The organism is Nonomuraea sp. WAC 01424 (assembly GCF_003947315.1).
GTDB classification, from domain to species: Bacteria; Actinomycetota; Actinomycetes; order Streptosporangiales; family Streptosporangiaceae; genus Nonomuraea; species Nonomuraea spiralis.
Genome location: NZ_QHHZ01000014.1, coordinates 96,086 through 111,189 on the forward strand (window position 1 = coordinate 96,086; position 15,104 = coordinate 111,189).

At 71.7% G+C, this 15,104-nt stretch carries 12 protein-coding genes; 6 read left to right on the forward strand and 6 right to left on the reverse strand.

Annotated features, from left to right (window positions below; genetic code table 11):
- Positions 1-6: 6 nt before the first annotated feature.
- Complete coding sequence (locus tag DMB42_RS34490) at positions 7-1,338, reverse strand: hypothetical protein (protein WP_125641474.1); 1,332 nt, start codon at positions 1,336-1,338, stop codon at positions 7-9.
- 187 nt (positions 1,339-1,525) lie between these two features.
- On the opposite strand from DMB42_RS34490, the gene DMB42_RS34495 reads away from it, so the two are divergent.
- Positions 1,526-2,932, forward strand: coding sequence for an NAD(P)/FAD-dependent oxidoreductase (locus DMB42_RS34495; RefSeq protein WP_125641478.1), 1,407 nt, complete (start codon positions 1,526-1,528; stop codon positions 2,930-2,932).
- Here DMB42_RS34495 and DMB42_RS34500 read toward each other — a convergent pair.
- From DMB42_RS34500 to DMB42_RS34515, 4 genes are all read right to left on the reverse strand, one after another.
- On the reverse strand, positions 2,920-3,285 hold the full coding sequence (locus DMB42_RS34500; RefSeq protein ID WP_125641480.1) for an STAS domain-containing protein: 366 nt from the start codon (positions 3,283-3,285) through the stop codon (positions 2,920-2,922). The genes DMB42_RS34495 and DMB42_RS34500 overlap by 13 nt on opposite strands.
- An 83-nt stretch (positions 3,286-3,368) precedes the next feature.
- Complete coding sequence (locus DMB42_RS34505) at positions 3,369-4,367, reverse strand: hypothetical protein (protein WP_125641482.1); 999 nt, start codon at positions 4,365-4,367, stop codon at positions 3,369-3,371.
- Entirely contained in the window at positions 4,364-5,530 is a 1,167-nt protein-coding gene (locus DMB42_RS34510; RefSeq protein ID WP_125641485.1) for a hypothetical protein, read from the reverse strand. The genes DMB42_RS34505 and DMB42_RS34510 overlap by 4 nt, the downstream gene beginning before the upstream one ends.
- Positions 5,531-5,636: 106 nt before the next feature.
- Positions 5,637-6,932, reverse strand: a complete 1,296-nt coding sequence (locus DMB42_RS34515; RefSeq protein WP_221762488.1) for a cytochrome P450 — start codon at positions 6,930-6,932, stop codon at positions 5,637-5,639.
- 192 nt (positions 6,933-7,124) lie between these two features.
- Between DMB42_RS34515 and DMB42_RS34520 the strand changes: the two genes are divergently transcribed.
- The 3 genes from DMB42_RS34520 (at position 7,125) to DMB42_RS34530 (ending at position 11,758) form a co-directional block, all read left to right on the forward strand.
- Positions 7,125-9,326 (forward strand): transglycosylase domain-containing protein, encoded by a 2,202-nt coding sequence (locus tag DMB42_RS34520; protein ID WP_260478126.1) that lies wholly within the window; start codon positions 7,125-7,127, stop codon positions 9,324-9,326.
- 229 nt (positions 9,327-9,555) lie between these two features.
- Positions 9,556-10,527 carry a LacI family DNA-binding transcriptional regulator gene (locus DMB42_RS34525; protein WP_125641488.1) on the forward strand — a complete coding sequence of 324 codons (972 nt, stop codon included), beginning with the start codon at positions 9,556-9,558 and terminating at the stop codon, positions 10,525-10,527.
- The gene (locus DMB42_RS34530) at positions 10,514-11,758 is read left to right on the forward strand and encodes a serine/threonine-protein kinase (RefSeq protein ID WP_125641491.1); all 1,245 of its coding nucleotides are present in this window, start codon (positions 10,514-10,516) and stop codon (positions 11,756-11,758) included. The genes DMB42_RS34525 and DMB42_RS34530 overlap by 14 nt, the downstream gene beginning before the upstream one ends.
- 37 nt (positions 11,759-11,795) lie before the next feature.
- Here DMB42_RS34530 and DMB42_RS34535 read toward each other — a convergent pair whose 3' ends face one another.
- Positions 11,796-13,160: a GH12 family glycosyl hydrolase domain-containing protein gene (locus DMB42_RS34535; protein ID WP_260478127.1), complete on the reverse strand. Its 1,365-nt coding sequence runs from the start codon at positions 13,158-13,160 to the stop codon at positions 11,796-11,798.
- 269 nt (positions 13,161-13,429) lie between these two features.
- On the opposite strand from DMB42_RS34535, the gene DMB42_RS34540 reads away from it, so the two are divergent.
- Both DMB42_RS34540 and DMB42_RS34545 read left to right on the forward strand, forming a co-directional pair.
- Positions 13,430-14,512, forward strand: a complete 1,083-nt coding sequence (locus DMB42_RS34540) for a lytic polysaccharide monooxygenase (protein ID WP_125641497.1) — start codon at positions 13,430-13,432, stop codon at positions 14,510-14,512.
- Entirely contained in the window at positions 14,509-15,030 is a 522-nt protein-coding gene (locus DMB42_RS34545) for a hypothetical protein (RefSeq protein WP_125641500.1), read from the forward strand. The genes DMB42_RS34540 and DMB42_RS34545 overlap by 4 nt, the downstream gene beginning before the upstream one ends.
- The last annotated feature ends 74 nt before the right edge of the window (positions 15,031-15,104 follow it).

Here is a 15,104-nt window from a genome sequence, read left to right on the forward strand (position 1 = left end):
CGCGGGTTAACGTCTGCCGACATTCGGCGGACGTCTCAGTGCCAGCCCGGCGGCCAGGCACGCCAGCGGCACGGCCGGTACGACGTAGCGCACGTCGTACCCGTGCAGGAACGGTGGCGCCAGGACCAGCACGGCGGCGGCCAGGCCGGGCAGCAGCGCGTCCGGCCGCCGCCGTGCCACCGCCACCGCTGGCGCGCCCCCGAGCAGCACCAGGAGCACCGGGTACGGCAGGTACCCGAAGCGCTGGTAGGCACGCAGCCAGCCCGCGTACGGCTCGACGAGCCGCGTGTCCGCCGGACCGCCCTCGTAGGACTCGGCGGTCCCCCGTACGGAGTCGCGCAGCGGGCGTTCCTCGTAGGGGAACCAGTAGGGATTGGTCTTTCTGGCCGCGACCGTCCAGGCCGTGGTGCGTTCCCAGCGCAGCAACCACCGCAGGTCGCGTGCGACGGCGGCCAGGTAGTCGCCGGGCTGGGCGAGCACGGCCGCGCGGGCGAAGCGGCCGGCCAGGGCGTTCCGGTCGCCGGGGACCCCGGGCAGGGTGGGCCCCCACATCCAGTGCGCGGGAGAGGGCCGCCCGGCCACCGGCGTCCTCGGGCAGAGGGGGGTCAGCTCGGGCTCCGGCCTGATGACCGAGCAGTCGGCGAAGGTCATCGTGCGGGCCCACATGAACAGGCCGTCGGCCCTGGTCAGGCCGAAGGTGCCACTGGTGGCCCACATCCAGGAGGCGTACCCGAGCAGCGGCGCGGCGCCCGCCAGGACCAGGCACAGCAGCGCGCGCGGCCCGGGACGGCGCAGCAGCAGGCAGGCGGCGGCCACCACGAGCACGGCCACCCCGATCGTGCGGGTGACGGCGGCCAGGCCGAGCAGCGCGCCGCCGACGCCCGCCGTGGCCGGGGTGAGCCGCCGCGACAACGCCAGGATCCCGGCCGTGACCAGTACGGTGAACAGCGCGTCCGCCATGATCATGTGCTCCAGCAGGATCAGGAACTCGTCGAGGAGCAGCGGCACGACGGCGGCCGTCGCACCCCAGCCGGGCAGCCCGCGCCGCCGCAACAGGGCGTAGACGGCCACGGCGAGCCCCAGCCCGAGCGCGTGCTGCACGGCGGCCACCAGCGCCAGGCTCTTCCCCGGCCCGAGCGCGGCCAGGAAGAGCGAGTACCCGAGCGGCCGGAACGTCCCGGGCACGGGATCGCCCGCGGCCCTCAGATAGGAGAACGAATCCGCCCAGAACCACAACGCCGGCCGGTACCCCACCATCGCCAGCACCCGCAGCACGACGGCGGGCACCAGCGCGACCAGCAGCGCCCGATGCCGCCTCCAGACGTTTCCGGGCAGCACGAACACAGGAGACGGCGCCGGCACAGGGAGGCTCCTTCGCGAGAGTGCCGAACGGGCTCCCCGGACGGCGCGGGCATCTACCTGGTCTTGTCGTCGCGCCGCGAAGGGGTTCACGCCGGTGGCCGTCGCGGTCATCACGGGCAGGGCATGAAAGAGTGCGAATCGAGGACGAGCATGGGGAGGCAGCGTGGCTGAGGAGTTCGACGTCATCGTGATCGGAGCCGGTCCGGCGGGCGAGAACGTCGCCGCCAGGGCCGTACGCGGTGGGCTGAGCGCCGCGATCGTCGAGGAACGGCTGGCCGGCGGCGAGTGCTCCTACTGGGCGTGCATCCCCAGCAAGGCGCTGCTGCGCCCGGTCGACCTGGCCGGTGAGGTGTCACGGGTGCCCGGCCTCTCGCTCGGGCCGATCGACGTGGACGCGGTGCTCGCCCGGCGCGACGAGGCGGTGTCCCACTACGACGACTCGGGGCAGGTCGGCTGGGTCGAGAGTGTGCCGGCGGAGTTCGTCCGCGGCAGGGGACGGCTCGACGGCGAACGCCGGGTGGTCGTCACGACCGCGGACGGCGGCGAGCGCACGCTCACGGCCAGGCACGCCGTCGTGCTCGCCACCGGCAGCACGGCCGCGGTCCCGCCGGTGCCGGGCATGGCCGAGGCGAAGCCGTGGACCAGCCACGAGGTCACCGCCGCGAAGAAGGTGCCGGAAAGCCTGATCGTGATCGGCGGCGGCGTGGTCGCCTGCGAGATGGCCCAGGCCATGCACGGGCTCGGCGCGCGGCACACGACCGTGCTGGTACGCGGCGGGGGGCTGCTCGGGCGGGTCGAGCCGTTCGCCGGCGAGCTGCTCGCGAAGTCGTTCGCCGAGTCGGGCATCGACGTGCGTACGCACACCGACGTGGTCAGGGTCGAGCGGCGCGAGCCGGGCGGCACGGTGACGGTGCACCTGTCGGAGGGGCAACCGCTGGAGGCCGACGAGCTGCTGGTGGCCACCGGCCGCCGGGTCGCGACCCGCGGGATCGGGCTCGACACGGTCGGCCTGCCCGACGACGCGCCCGTCGAGGTCGACGACAGCATGCGCGCCACCGGCGTGGCGGGCGGCTGGCTCTACGCCGTCGGCGACGTCAACGGCCGCGCGCTGCTCACCCACATGGGCAAGTACCAGGCCCGGATCTGCGGCGACGTGATCGCCGCGCGGGCGCACGGCGACGACCTGCCCGCCATGCGCGACATCGCGGACGGCTTCGGCGCGCCGCAGGTGGTCTTCACCGACCCGCAGGTGTGCGCGGTCGGCCGTACGGAGGCCGAGGCCAGGAAGGCCGGTTTCCGGGTGCGCGCGGTCGAGTACGACCTCGGCTCGGTCTCCGGGGCGTACCTGCTGGGCGACGGCTACCGGGGCCGGGCCAAGGCCGTCGTGGACGAGGACAGGAAGGTGTTGCTGGGCGTCACGTTCGTCGGTCCCGGCGTCGGCGAGCTGCTGCACGCCGCCACGATCGCGGTCACCGGCGAGGTGCCGCTCGACCGGCTCTGGCACGCCGTCCCGTCGTTCCCGACGGTGAGCGAGATCTGGTTGCGGCTGCTGGAGACCTACGGGTTGTAGGGGCCCGCGGCGAGCATCAGCTCAGCCACGGTCTCCTCGACGCTGCCGCGCAGCTCCACGTGCGAGAGCAGGTCCGTCAGCCGCAACACCGACAACAGGTGTTCCGACGGACGGACCAGGATGATCCGGCCACTCGACTCCGCCTCCATCCGCCGCATCGCCACACCCAGCACGCCGATGACCGAGGAGTCGTAGAAGACCAGCTCCGCCAGGTCGAAGACCAGGACGGGCCCGGGCGACCAGTCCCACACCGTGTCGAGGTGGGCGCTGAACCGGACCCGTCCGGAGTGGTCGAGCTCGCCCGCGGCGCGCATGACCGTGCACTGGAGATGCCGGGTCGTCTCGATGCTCAAACGCCTGCCCACCCTTGGCAACTGCCCTCAGAGCGGCGTTCTCACAGGTGATCTCGGGCTTTCTGCGGCCGCGACGGTCCGGGCTAGTCCGATATGCCGAACTCCAGGGTCGGCAGGACACCCGGACGCGGCTCGATCACCACCAGGAACGGCGAGGCCGTGGGGCTGGGCAGGACGAGCTCGGTGACGTTCCCGTGGACGGTCTGCCCGAAGGGGCCCGCCTCGCCGTCCCTGAGGCTGTAGACCCGTTCCACCTTGGGGGCGGCCGTGCCCAGGAGCTTCCTGGTGGCGTGCCGCAACCAGCGCAGCTCGCTGTTGACCCGCCGCCAGGTGGCCGGGATCATGCTCGCCGCCTCCGCCTTCGTGCCCAGCCGCAACGTGATCCGGCCGCTGGACCCGAACGTGTCGCGCAACACCGGGTTGACCACGAACATGCCCGACCGCAGGACGCGCACGCCCTGCCGGTTGAGGTTGGCCAGGCCGCCGCCGCTGATCAGGGAGGACAGCTCGCAGCGGGAGCCGTCGAGCGTGTCGGGGTCGTAGTCGACCTCGGGCGGCTCCTCGAACACGATCTTGTCCAGGCGCAGCCCGGCCACCCCGTCGGCCTGGACGCGACCGGCGAGCACCGCGCGCACCTCGTCGCAGACGCCGTCGCCCTCCATGACGTCCAGGGCCTCGACGCAGATGAGCCCGTCGTCGGGGATCTCGTCGGGCGTCAGGTCGAAGGCCACGCGGGCGTGCGGGTTGCGTCCGCGCAGCAGTACGCACTGGCGCAGGCGTCCCTGGGAACGGATCTGGATGAACCGGGGCAACGTGAGGTCGGGACCGGTGTTGCCGTTGTGCCAGCCGCTGGCCGACCGCTCGTCCATCGACAACGACATCTGCACCCGCAGCGGCCGCCCCTGCGCGGACACCTTGAAGCCGACCAGCCCGGAGGTCTCGAACCTGCCCACGATCTGGCTGCCCCGATGCAGCCGGTCGGTCACCTGCAACGCGGGGAAGTGCCCGCTCAGCACGTGGACGGGCGGGATCGCGGGCAGGATCACCGGGTCGAGCTCGGTGCTGGGTCCTGTTCCGGTCATCGGGCGCTCCTCGCGGGGGTCAGTGTGGTCCTTGTCAGGTCCTGGAAGTCGAATCGGGTGAGTACGGGCTCGCGGCGTTCCCACATGCGGCGCACCGCGTCGAAGAGTGGGTCGCCGTCGCGCTCCGCGTGCCGCAGCGCGACCGTGAGGGCACGCGGGTAGTCGGGGCCGAGCTCCCAGCGCGGCAGGATCTGGGTCGGCACGTCGGCGGCGCAGCGGCGCAGCCACAACCACAGGCGGGCGCGTTCGCGCTGCTCCGGGCCGAGGATCGTCTCGCCCTTGCCGTGCGTGGCGACCGCCTCGCCGAGCCGGTAACGCAGTTCCTCGGGCGTGCGCACGACGTGCGTGGCGCCGCAGGCGGCGCCCTCCGACCAGCCGGCCTGCACGACCGGCACGCCGAAGGCGGGCAGATCGCTGCCGCCGAACGTGACCGCGACGTCGGTCATGCTCCAGAGGATGTTCGCCGACAGCGCGCCCGATCGGAGGCGGTCGAGGAACAGCCAGTTGGCCGACTCGTCGGCGGCGGCGTACCGCTCGGTCTCCTCGAACAGCTCGGTGTCGCGGCCCGGCATGTGGCCGAACACCGTGATCGTGGGCCGGCCGGCGTCGAGGCGGAGCCTGGAGCAGCCGTAGAGGCGGAGCTGGCGGCGTTCGGTGTCGGTGCGGACCTGGTAGCCCTCCTTGGCCCGCCAGGCCGTACGCTCGGCGCTCGGCGCGATCGTCTCCCTGTTGGGCCAGACCCACTGGTCGAAGAACTCCGCGACCCGGCCGGGCAGGTCCTCCCCGAAGGAGCCGGGGCTCTGCCCGGGGAACAGCGCGTACGCCCGAAGCGCCCCCGTGCCGTGCACGTGCACCACCGGGATGTCGGTGCGCACGCACCGGTCCATCCGGCTGGTGACCAGCGCGTCGGGCGGCCCCAGATCGGCGGCGGCGCCGAACGCCTCCGCCAGCGGCCGCCACCGCGGGTCGGTGAGCACGACCAGCCGGGCCGACAGCAGCCCGCACACGGCCTTGGCCACCATGACCGTACGCACCACCACCCGGACGTCCTCGTCGAACGCCTCGGCCACGACGCAGCCCGCGTCGCCGGCACTGTCCCCCCAGTGATCCCTGGCGGCCGAGACCAGCTGATCGACGTGTTCGTCGTCCACGACACGACGCATGAAACCCTCCACCGAGGCCAGGAAGAATCGCCCCGGCAGACGTTGCCAGACCCTCGCGCGCGCACCCGCGCGACAACACGCTTCTTTGCCCGGCGCTGGCCGAATCTCAGCCGGCCGCCACCTGGTCGATGACGAAACGGCTGTTGGGGATGGCCGGGGCCCGCCAGGGCGGCATGCGCAGGTCCTGGGCGGGCACCCCGTACGTCATCCAGCGGGTCAGCGCGGTCACCGCCAGCTTCATCAGGTCGATCGTGAGCCACTCGCCGGGGCAGCGGTGCCCTTCGTAGTGGTCGCCGCCGCCCTGGGGCACGAAGTCGTACTCGCCGCCGTCCCATTCGGCGAACCGTTCGGGGCGGAACTCGTCCGGGCGGTCCCACAGGCGCGGGTCGTGGTCGATGCCGTACAGGTCGAGCAGGGTGCGGCGGCCCTCGGGGAAGTGCTCGCCGTGCCAGGTGAAGGGTCTGGCCGCCTTGGCGGCGACGAACGGGAAGAACGGGTAGAACCGGCGTACCTCCTGGACGAAGTGCTCGACGAACGGCTCGTCGCCCTCGCGGATGCGCTCGTAGTACTCGGGATGGGTGTGGAGGGCCATGGCCGCGAACGTCACGAACCTGGCCACCGCCACCGTGGGCCGCAACACGTTGTGCAGTTCGACGGCCGCGGTCCTGACCGGGAGCAGGGCGCCTCCGGGGTCCCGGTAGCGGGCGATCAGGCCGGTCACCGTGTCGTCGAAGCGGCGGGGGTTGTCGCGGGCGCAGCGGATCAGGCCGGACAACCACAGGTCGCCCTTGATCCTGGCGTACCGGCCGCGCAGGTAGCGGGCGCCGAGCCCGCCCGCGCCCTCGATGGCCGCCTGGATGGTGGCGGTCACGGCGGGCACCCGCGCGGGCGGCAGCGGCACGCCGGTCCATTCGCACGCCGCCTGGCACAGCAGCCTGCTGACCTCCTCGTACAGGACGACCCGGGGCATGCGCTCCCACTGGCTGATGCGCTCGCGCCAGCGCCGGCCGGCCAGCTCCGTCAGCCGGTCGCGGCCCTCCCTGCCCATCAGCGACATGAACATCGCCTTGCGGGCCCGGTGGACCTCGCCGTCGAGCGCCTGGACGCCGTTCCTGCCGAACAGGGTCACCTGGAGCCGCCGGGGCGCGGCGCCGTGCCGGACGAACAGCTCGGGGTCGTAGAACAGCTCGGCGGCCTCGGCGCCCGTCATGCAGACGGTCCGCCGGAGCATGAGCCGCGTCTCGAAGACGTCGGAGCCGAGCCGCCGCGCCCGGTCCCCGATGAAGCGGTACGGGTCGAGCAGCAGAGGCAGGGTCTCGTCCAGGACCGGCCCCTTGTGGGGAGCGGCGACCGGCTCACGGACCCGCGCCCGCTCGCGTGGCATCACTCGGTGAGTAGTCATGACCTGGCCCTATCCCCACAGACCCGCAGGAAACGATTTCGTCGGGAAAGCCACCGAACCAAAGCCCCTGCCAGGGCGTCTCATTCGGGTAGAGGCATCCACCCGCGGACCGCGCGCTTCGTCTTTTTACCGAGAGCAGGTCATGGCCGGGTTTAGGATGCAGCCAAAAGCCAAATAGGGAGGTTTTTCCGCATGGGTTCCCGAATGTCGAGCATCGTGCGCCTGACCGGGGCTGCGATGGCCGCGGGAGTGGTGGCCGCCGCCATCGCGTTGCCGGCGGTCGGTGGCACCGGAGCGATGTTCGTCTCGGCATCGGAGGAACTGAACATCAAGCCCGAGGACCTCAAGGAACCGCCGCTCGCCGAGAAGACGACGGTCCTCGACTCCAAGGGCAACCAGATCGCGCAGTTCTACGAGGAGTACCGCGAGAACGTCGCCCTCGACGAGGTGGCCGAGATCATGAAGACGGCCATCATCTCCATCGAGGACTACCGCTACTACGAGCACGGCGCGATCGACATCGAAGGCACCATGCGGGCCCTCGCCAAGAACCTCAGCTCGGGCGGCGTCGCCCAGGGCGGCTCCTCCATCACCCAGCAGTACGTCAAGCAGGTGCTGTTCAACTCCGCCGCCACCAAGAAGGAGAAGAACGCGGCCCTTGAGGCCAGCTACGCGCGCAAGCTCAAGGAGCTGCGCTACGCGATGGCGGTCGAGGACAAGTACAGCAAGGACGAGATCCTCGGCAAGTACCTCAACATCGCCTACTTCGGCGCCGGCGCGTACGGGATCGAGGCGGCGGCCAAGCGCTTCTTCGGCGTTTCGGCCTCCGAGCTGACGCTGTCCCAGGCGGCCACGCTGGCAGGCACGGTCCAGGACCCGAACAGGACCTCCCCCGACGCGGGCAAGGAGGCCCGCGCGCGGCTGCTCACCCGGCGCAACGTGGTGCTCGACCGGATGCTCGAACTGAAGAAGATCACCCCCGAGCAGCATCAAGAGGCCAGGGTCAAGAAGCTCGGCTACAAGGGCACCCCGCTGCCCGGCGGCTGCGGCGCCAGCCAGTACCCGTACTTCTGCATGTACGTGCGCAACGAGATCCTCAGCAACCCGGCCTTCGGCAAGACCGAGAAGGCCCGCACCCAGCTGCTCAACCGGGGCGGACTGACGATCCAGACCACGATCGACCCGAAGATGCAGGAAGCTGCCGAGCAGGCCATCAAGAAGCACGTCTACGCCTCCGACAACCCGGTGGCCTCCGAGGCGCTGATCAAGCCGGGCACGGGCGAGATCAAGGCCATGGCCGCCAGCCGCAAGTACGGCAACTCCAAGCGCAAGCACGAGATGTCGTACAACGTGGTGGCCGACGCGCAGCACGGCGGCGGCATCGGCTTCCAGGCCGGTTCGACGTTCAAGACGTTCACGCTGCTCACCGCGCTCAAGCAGGGCATGAAGATCAACGACGGCTTCAGCGTGGGCAGCGGCTACACCGCCCCCAACTACTGGGCGTTCAAGAACTGCAAGGGCCAGAACGTCGGCGACCCGAGCCACACCGTCACCAACGACGAGGGCGGCGGCGGCTTCAAGTCGCTGGCCACCGGCACCTGGGGCTCGGTGAACACGTTCTTCATGACGCTGGAGCAGAAGGTCGGCCTCTGCAAGGTGGTCGAGACCGCCAAGTCGCTCGGCATCAAGCGCTCCGACGGCAACAAGCTCCAGGAGTTCGAGACGTTCACGCTCGGCATCAACGAGATGGACCCGGTGACCGTGGCCACGGCCTACGCGGCGATCGGCGCGCGCGGCAAGTACTGCCCGCCGACGGCCATCACCAAGATCACCGACCGCAACGGCAAGGTGACCGAGTACAAGCCCAAGTGCACGCAGGCGTTCGACCCCGAGGTGGCCGACGCGGCGGCGAACATCCTGTCCGGCGTCTTCACCAAGGGCACGATGCGCGGGGTCGGCGGCATCGGCCGCCCGGCGGCCGGCAAGACCGGCACCACCGACGACCAGGCCACCGCCTGGTTCGCCGGGTTCACCCCCGACCTGGCCGGCGCGGTCAGCATCGGCGACCCGCGCGGCTCGACGACCCACAAGCTGAACAGCATCACCATCGGCGGCGACTACTACCCCTCGGTCTTCGGCGCCTCGATCCCCGGCCCGATCTGGAACGCCACCATGAAGGCCGCGCTCAAGGACACCCCGGCGACGGCCTTCACCCCGGTCGACTCCTCCCGCTTCGGCGGCTGCGGCCAGAGCTGCGCGCCCCGCAGGCAGGAGCCCGACGAGGACAGGGGCCAGGACCTCAACGACGTCAACCCCGACGGCGACTTCGGCCCCGGCCAGGGCTACCAGAACGGCAACGGCAACGGCCACGGGCGCGGCAGGGGCCGTCGCTAGAGAAGGACGTTCGGGGGTATCCGGCGGGTCGCGGATACCCCCTATCGGCCGGAAAATATGGCGTGATCCACATACGGCCCAAAAACCTCTGGCGGTAACCAGCGCCCCTACCTGAGCCGATTCGGAGTGGGTCCGCACACCCCGACGCACTCCCTGCAAAGGCCCTATTAACAGCGGCGAAACATTGGTAACGTGGGAGCGCTCCCAGGATCTTTCCGCGAGGTGCTCCATGACCGAGCAGCCCACACTGGCACAGGTGGCGGCCGCTGCAGGGGTTTCCCCCGCGACCGCATCTCGAGTCCTCACGGGCTCCGTGCGGGTCAGTACCTCGACCCGCCGGCAAGTCTACGACGCCGTCTCCCGCATGGGCTACGTCCGACAACGCGCGCCCAGGGGAAGTGCCGCCAAGACGCTGACGGACGGCGTCACGGCGGTGATCTGCGACCATCTCCCCCGCCTGTTCTCCGAGCCCTACTACGCGCGGCTCCTGTCCGCCGCGGGCGCGGTGATCGCCGAGCACGGCACCCACATGCTGGTGACCACCGTGACGCCCACCTCCTCCACGCTCCCCGCGCTGTCGGGCGCCGTTCTCATCGTCGGCGCGAGAGAGCGCCATCCGCTGGCCATCAAGCTGTCCACCTCGGGCATCCCGGTCCGCAACATCGGCCGCCCGCCCCACGACCTCAAACTCCCCTACGCCGACGTGGACAACCTCGACGGCGGCCGGCAGGCGGCCGAGCACCTGCTGTTACAGGGCCGCAGGAACGTGGCAGCCATCGGCGGCCCGCCCTCCCTGCCCGCCGCCCGCGACCGGCTCGAAGGGCTCGTACGCACTTTGCAGACGGCCGGCGCCCCCGACGTGCCCGTGGCGTACGGCGACTTCACCGCGGCCTCGGGCACGCACGCCATGCAATGGCTCTTACGCCACGCGCCGGGCCTCGACGCCGTCTTCGTCGCCTCCGACCTGATGGCGGCCGGCGCGATCCAGGCCCTTCGCCGGGCCGGCCGCAAGGTCCCCTCGGACGTCGCCGTGATCGGCTTCGACGACGCGCCCGTGGCCCGGCACACCGTCCCCGCGCTGACCACCATCCGCCAGCCCGTCGAGGAGCTCGCCACGGTCGCCACCCGCCTTCTCCTGACGGGGGCGACGGGCATCGACCCCGTCCTCCCCACGGAACTGGTCATCCGTGAGTCAGCTTGAGCCGGGGGACGTGCTGGCCCGGCGGTACCTGCTGCTGGACCCGCTGGCCCACGGCGGCATGTCGGTCATCTGGCGTGCCTTCGACCAGTCACTGCACCGGCTGGTCGCGGTCAAGGTGCTGACCGCCTCGCTGCACACCGACCACGGCGAACGCGTCCGGGTCCGCAGCGAGGCCCGCGCCGCGGCCCGGTTCATCCACCGGGACTCGATCGAGATCTACGACTACGGCGAGGCCGTCACCGCCAAGGGCGGCGTGGCCGCGTACGTGGTGATGCCCCTGCTCGACGGCACCCCGCTGGCCGAGCGCATCGCCGAGGGGCCGCTGCCGTGGACCGAGGCGGCGGCCATCGCCCTGCGCCTGGCCCGCGTGCTGATGGCCGGGCACGCCCGCGGCCTGGTGCACCGGGACGTCACCGCCGAGAACGTGTTGCTCACCGCCGACGGCCCGAAGCTGCTCGACTTCGGCATCGCGGCCTGGGCCGGCGCCGCCGACGACGACCGCGGCACCCCTCCCTACGTCGCCCCCGAACGCCTCCTCGGCGCCCCCACCCACCCGGCCGTGGACGTGTACGCCCTGGGCGTGCTGCTGTTCGCCATGATCACCGGGCGCACGCCGTACCCGGAGACCACGTGGGAGGAGATCGAGGCCGCGCGCCGGACCGATCCCCCGCCCCGGGTGACCGGCGTGCCGTACGGCGTCGCCTCGCTCTGCCAGAGCTGCCTGGCGCACCTGCCCGACGAGCGGCCCACGGCCGAGGAGATCGTCGTCTCGCTGACCTCGGCGCTCGGCACGGCCGGGATCGCCCGGCAGGTACGGCGCGGGCTCACGGTCGCGGGGTCGGCGATGCTGGCGCTCTCCGTGCTGCTGTGGTTCCAGCGGCCGGAGCCGGAGCCCGTGTTGTCGCCGCAGGTCACGCCGCCCTCCTCGGCGCCGGCGTCGGCCCGGGTGATGGAGAGCTCGCCGGCCGTCCCGGTCCCCGTCGAGCAGGCGGTGGACGGCTTCCACGACTCCCTCGAAGCCGGCAAGACGTGCGACGCGACCGACGCGGACGTGGTCCTCGACCTCAAACAGGTGCTCGACCACCTGGTACGCGGCTCGGCGGTCACCGACACGGCCGAGCTGCGGCGCAAGGTCGCCGACCGGGCCCGGGAGGGCCGCCTCGCCCCCGCCTGCCGCGCCGAACTGCTGGCCAAGCTCACGGTGATCGACCGGGCCATGAAGCCCGACTGAGGGGTACGACGGCCTCCCGTACCCCTCATGACGCTGCTCAGGCGCAGGTGTAGCCGGTGGGCACCTGCGTGTCGCCGTCGGGACGGGACGCCTGGAAGCCGAACGTGGTGCTCGCGTTCGGGGCCAGGGTGCCGTTGTAGGGCAGGTTCCGGACGGTCACGGTGCCGCCGCCGACGGAGACGTTCGCGCCCCACGAGCCGGTGATCGTGTGGCCCTGCGGGAGCGGGAAGGTGACGGTCCAGCCGTTGAGCGTGGCGGTGCCTCGGTTGGTGACGGTGACCGGCTGGATCACGTACCCGTTGTTCCAGGCGTTCTGGGTGGTCGCGGTCGCGGTGCAGCCGCCGCCTCCGCCGCCGTTCTGGGTGGTGACGGTGACGGCCGCGGACTCGGGTGAGAGGTTGCCCGCGCCGTCGCGCGCCCTGACGCGGTAGCGGTAGGTCGTGGCGGGGGTCAGGCCGGTGTCGGTGTAGGAGGTCGTGGTGCTCGTGCCGACCTGGGTGAAGGTGTCGCCGGTGGCGCGCAGGACGTCGTACCCGGCCAGGCCGCTGCCGCCGGTGTCGGTGGAGGCGCCCCAGGTGAGCGTGGTGGCGGCGGCGGTCGTGCCGGAGGCGGCCGGGGTGCCCGGCGTGGTGGGCGGCGTCCGGTCGGTCGTGCCGCCGCCGGAGCCGAAGGAGAACGAGCCGACGGCCAGCCCGGCGCCGCCCGCCCACGGCTCGAACCCGGCCTGGACGCTGGTCAGGTACCACGATCGCTGGGCGTACCCGCGGCTGATCGCGTCGGAGTAGAAGGTGTCGACGGCGAAGTCGAGCGAGGAGGTCGCCGAGGTGCGCACGTAGGAGACGACGTTCCAGCCGATGTTGCCGTACCAGACCTGCCAGGTGCCGCCGGCCAGGTTCGCCGTGCCGACCTGGGAGCCGACGGGCTGGATCGAGCCGCGTTTGTTGAGCCAGATCATCACCTCCGCGCCGGTGTTCTGGCCGTCGGTGCGCGGGGTGGGGTCGAACCAGATGTCGTACGCGGCGTCCCAGGTGCCGGAGTTCGGGTAGGTCATGGTGATGCTGGACCTCAGCGCGCCGAAGCCGGACGAGCCCGCCTGCATCGGCAGGCCGCTGCCGGTGGTGCAGGCGGCGTAGTGGCAGCCCGCGTAGATGGCCGGGTAGGCGGCCGGGGCGCCGTTCGTGGCCTTGTCGTGGTCGGCCTGGGTGACGGTGAAGCCGGCGTTCTGGTTGACGTCGACGCACTGGGCGGTGTCGGCGCCCCAGACGTTGTTCATGACGATGTAGCGGCCGTTCTGGACGGTGGTCGAGCCCCACTTCTCGCACAACACCGGGGCGGCCTGCGCCGGTGCCGGGAACAGGCCGGCGCCGAGTAACGCCGCGACGGCCAGGATGATGATCTGCACGCGCCTCATGGCATGTTGCTCCCGCTTCTCTGATCGGAGGGGCTGCTGGGAGCGCTCCCATAGCCAGGTTCCCGGCGTCGCCCCCCGTACGGCAAGCAGCCCCGCCCCCGTCCGCCACCTCGGGGCCGGGCCACCAGGGCAACCGTGACCAAGATCGGCTGAAAGTTTCACAGCGCGTTGTCGAGGCGAGGGCCGCCGTGGTTCAATGCGCTCGCCGGGCGGGCTGATCGTGGGCAGATTCCTGTGTTCCCATGCGCGAAGGAATCCCCATGAAACACTTTCGAACGGCGGCCCTCACCGCCGCCCTGGTCCTGCTGGCCACCTTCCTGATCGCGCCGCCGCAGGCGCAGGCCCACGGCGTGTCCATGTTCCCCGGGGCCAGGACGTTCCTGTGCTGGCAGGACGGCCTGCGGGAGAACGGCCAGATCATCTCCTACAACCCGGCCTGCGCGGCGGCCGTCGCCCAGAGCGGCCCGACCCCGCTGTACAACTGGTTCGCCGTGCTGCGTTCCGACGGCGCGGGGCGTACCAGCGGGTTCATCCCCGACGGCCAGCTCTGCAGCGGCGGCACCGGCGGCCCCTACGACTTCACCGCCTACAACGCCGTACGCTCCGACTGGCCCCTGACGCACCTGACCTCGGGCGCGACCATCCAGATGCGGCACAGCAACTGGGCCCAGCACCCCGGCACGTTCGTCTACTACGTCACCAAGAACGGCTGGAACCCCGACGCCCCGCTCAAGTGGTCGGACCTGGAGTCGTTCGGCAGTTCCACCAACCCGCCCGCCAACGGCGGCCCCGGCGGGCTCAACTACTACTACTGGAACGCCCAGCTCCCGTCCGGCAAGAGCGGGCGCCACATCATCTACACCCACTGGATCCGCTCCGACAGCAACGAGAACTTCTACAGCTGCTCCGACGTCACCTTCGACGGCGGCAACGGCCAGGTCACCGGCGTCGGCCCCGGCGGCGGCACGCCTTCGGCCACACCCACCGCCACCCCGACCGTCACCCCGACGGTGACCCCGACCGGCCCCAACCCGGGCGGCTGCACCGCCACCTGGAAGGCCACCGACACCGGCTGGGCCGGCCACTTCCAGGGCGAGGTGACGGTGAGGAACACCGGCTCGGCCTCGCTCAACGGCTGGACGGTCAAGTGGGCCTACGGCGGCGGCCAGGGCTTCGAGGGCGCACCCTGGAACGGCGTCCTGTCCGCCCAGCCACCGAACGTGGCCGTCAAGAACGCCGCCTACAACGGCCAGCTCGCCCCGAACGCGACCACCACGTTCGGCTTCAACGCCACCGGCTCGATCCCGAGCCCCGCACCGGCCCTGACCTGTACGAGCCCGTGACCGCGACACGTCGCGGGCGGCTCGCGGCGGGCGTCGCCCTGGCCGGCCTGGCGCTGGCCGGGGTGACGCTGTTCGCCGTCCACCAGGAGTCGGCGCGGCTCGACCAGGAGCTCGCCGCCCAGGTGACGCTGATACTCGAACGGGCCACTCCGGAGGAGCACCAGGGCCACGGGCACGGGTTCGAGGCGCGGGTGGTGTGCGCGGTGGAGCCGTTCGGCATGGACCCGCCGGACGCCTCCAGCCTGGTCGAGGTGCGCCGGGTCTACGCCCGGCATCTGTGCGCGATCGTCGGCGAGAGCCGCGACTGGGCCATGTCCGTACGGGCCTCGGGGCCCATCGCCGTACGGCTCGGCGTCCCGCCGCGGGTCGAGGTGCCGGCGGCCGGGCCCGGATACCCGGAGCGGGTCAGGAGGCTGATCCCCGAGCGGTACCACGACGAGGCGTTCGCCGGGTTCTCGGACGAGACGGCCATCGACGCGGCCCGCGAACGTTTCGCCCACGCCCTGGACCAACGCTGACACCCGCAGCCTCCAGGGGGAGGTTCCTGTAAGCAGGGCAAACGGACGCGGCCGGCTGGGGGTTCGCCGGCCGC

Coding starts and splice junctions, on each gene's coding strand:
- DMB42_RS34505 (WP_125641482.1), bottom strand. CDS start 4,367: ATGACCGGAACAGGACCCAGCACCGAGCTCGACCCGGTGATCCTGCCC.
- DMB42_RS34510 (WP_125641485.1), bottom strand. CDS start 5,530: ATGCGTCGTGTCGTGGACGACGAACACGTCGATCAGCTGGTCTCGGCC.
- DMB42_RS34515 (WP_221762488.1), bottom strand. CDS start 6,932: ATGACTACTCACCGAGTGATGCCACGCGAGCGGGCGCGGGTCCGTGAG.
- DMB42_RS34520 (WP_260478126.1), top strand. CDS start 7,125: ATGGGTTCCCGAATGTCGAGCATCGTGCGCCTGACCGGGGCTGCGATG.
- DMB42_RS34525 (WP_125641488.1), top strand. CDS start 9,556: ATGACCGAGCAGCCCACACTGGCACAGGTGGCGGCCGCTGCAGGGGTT.
- DMB42_RS34540 (WP_125641497.1), top strand. CDS start 13,430: ATGAAACACTTTCGAACGGCGGCCCTCACCGCCGCCCTGGTCCTGCTG.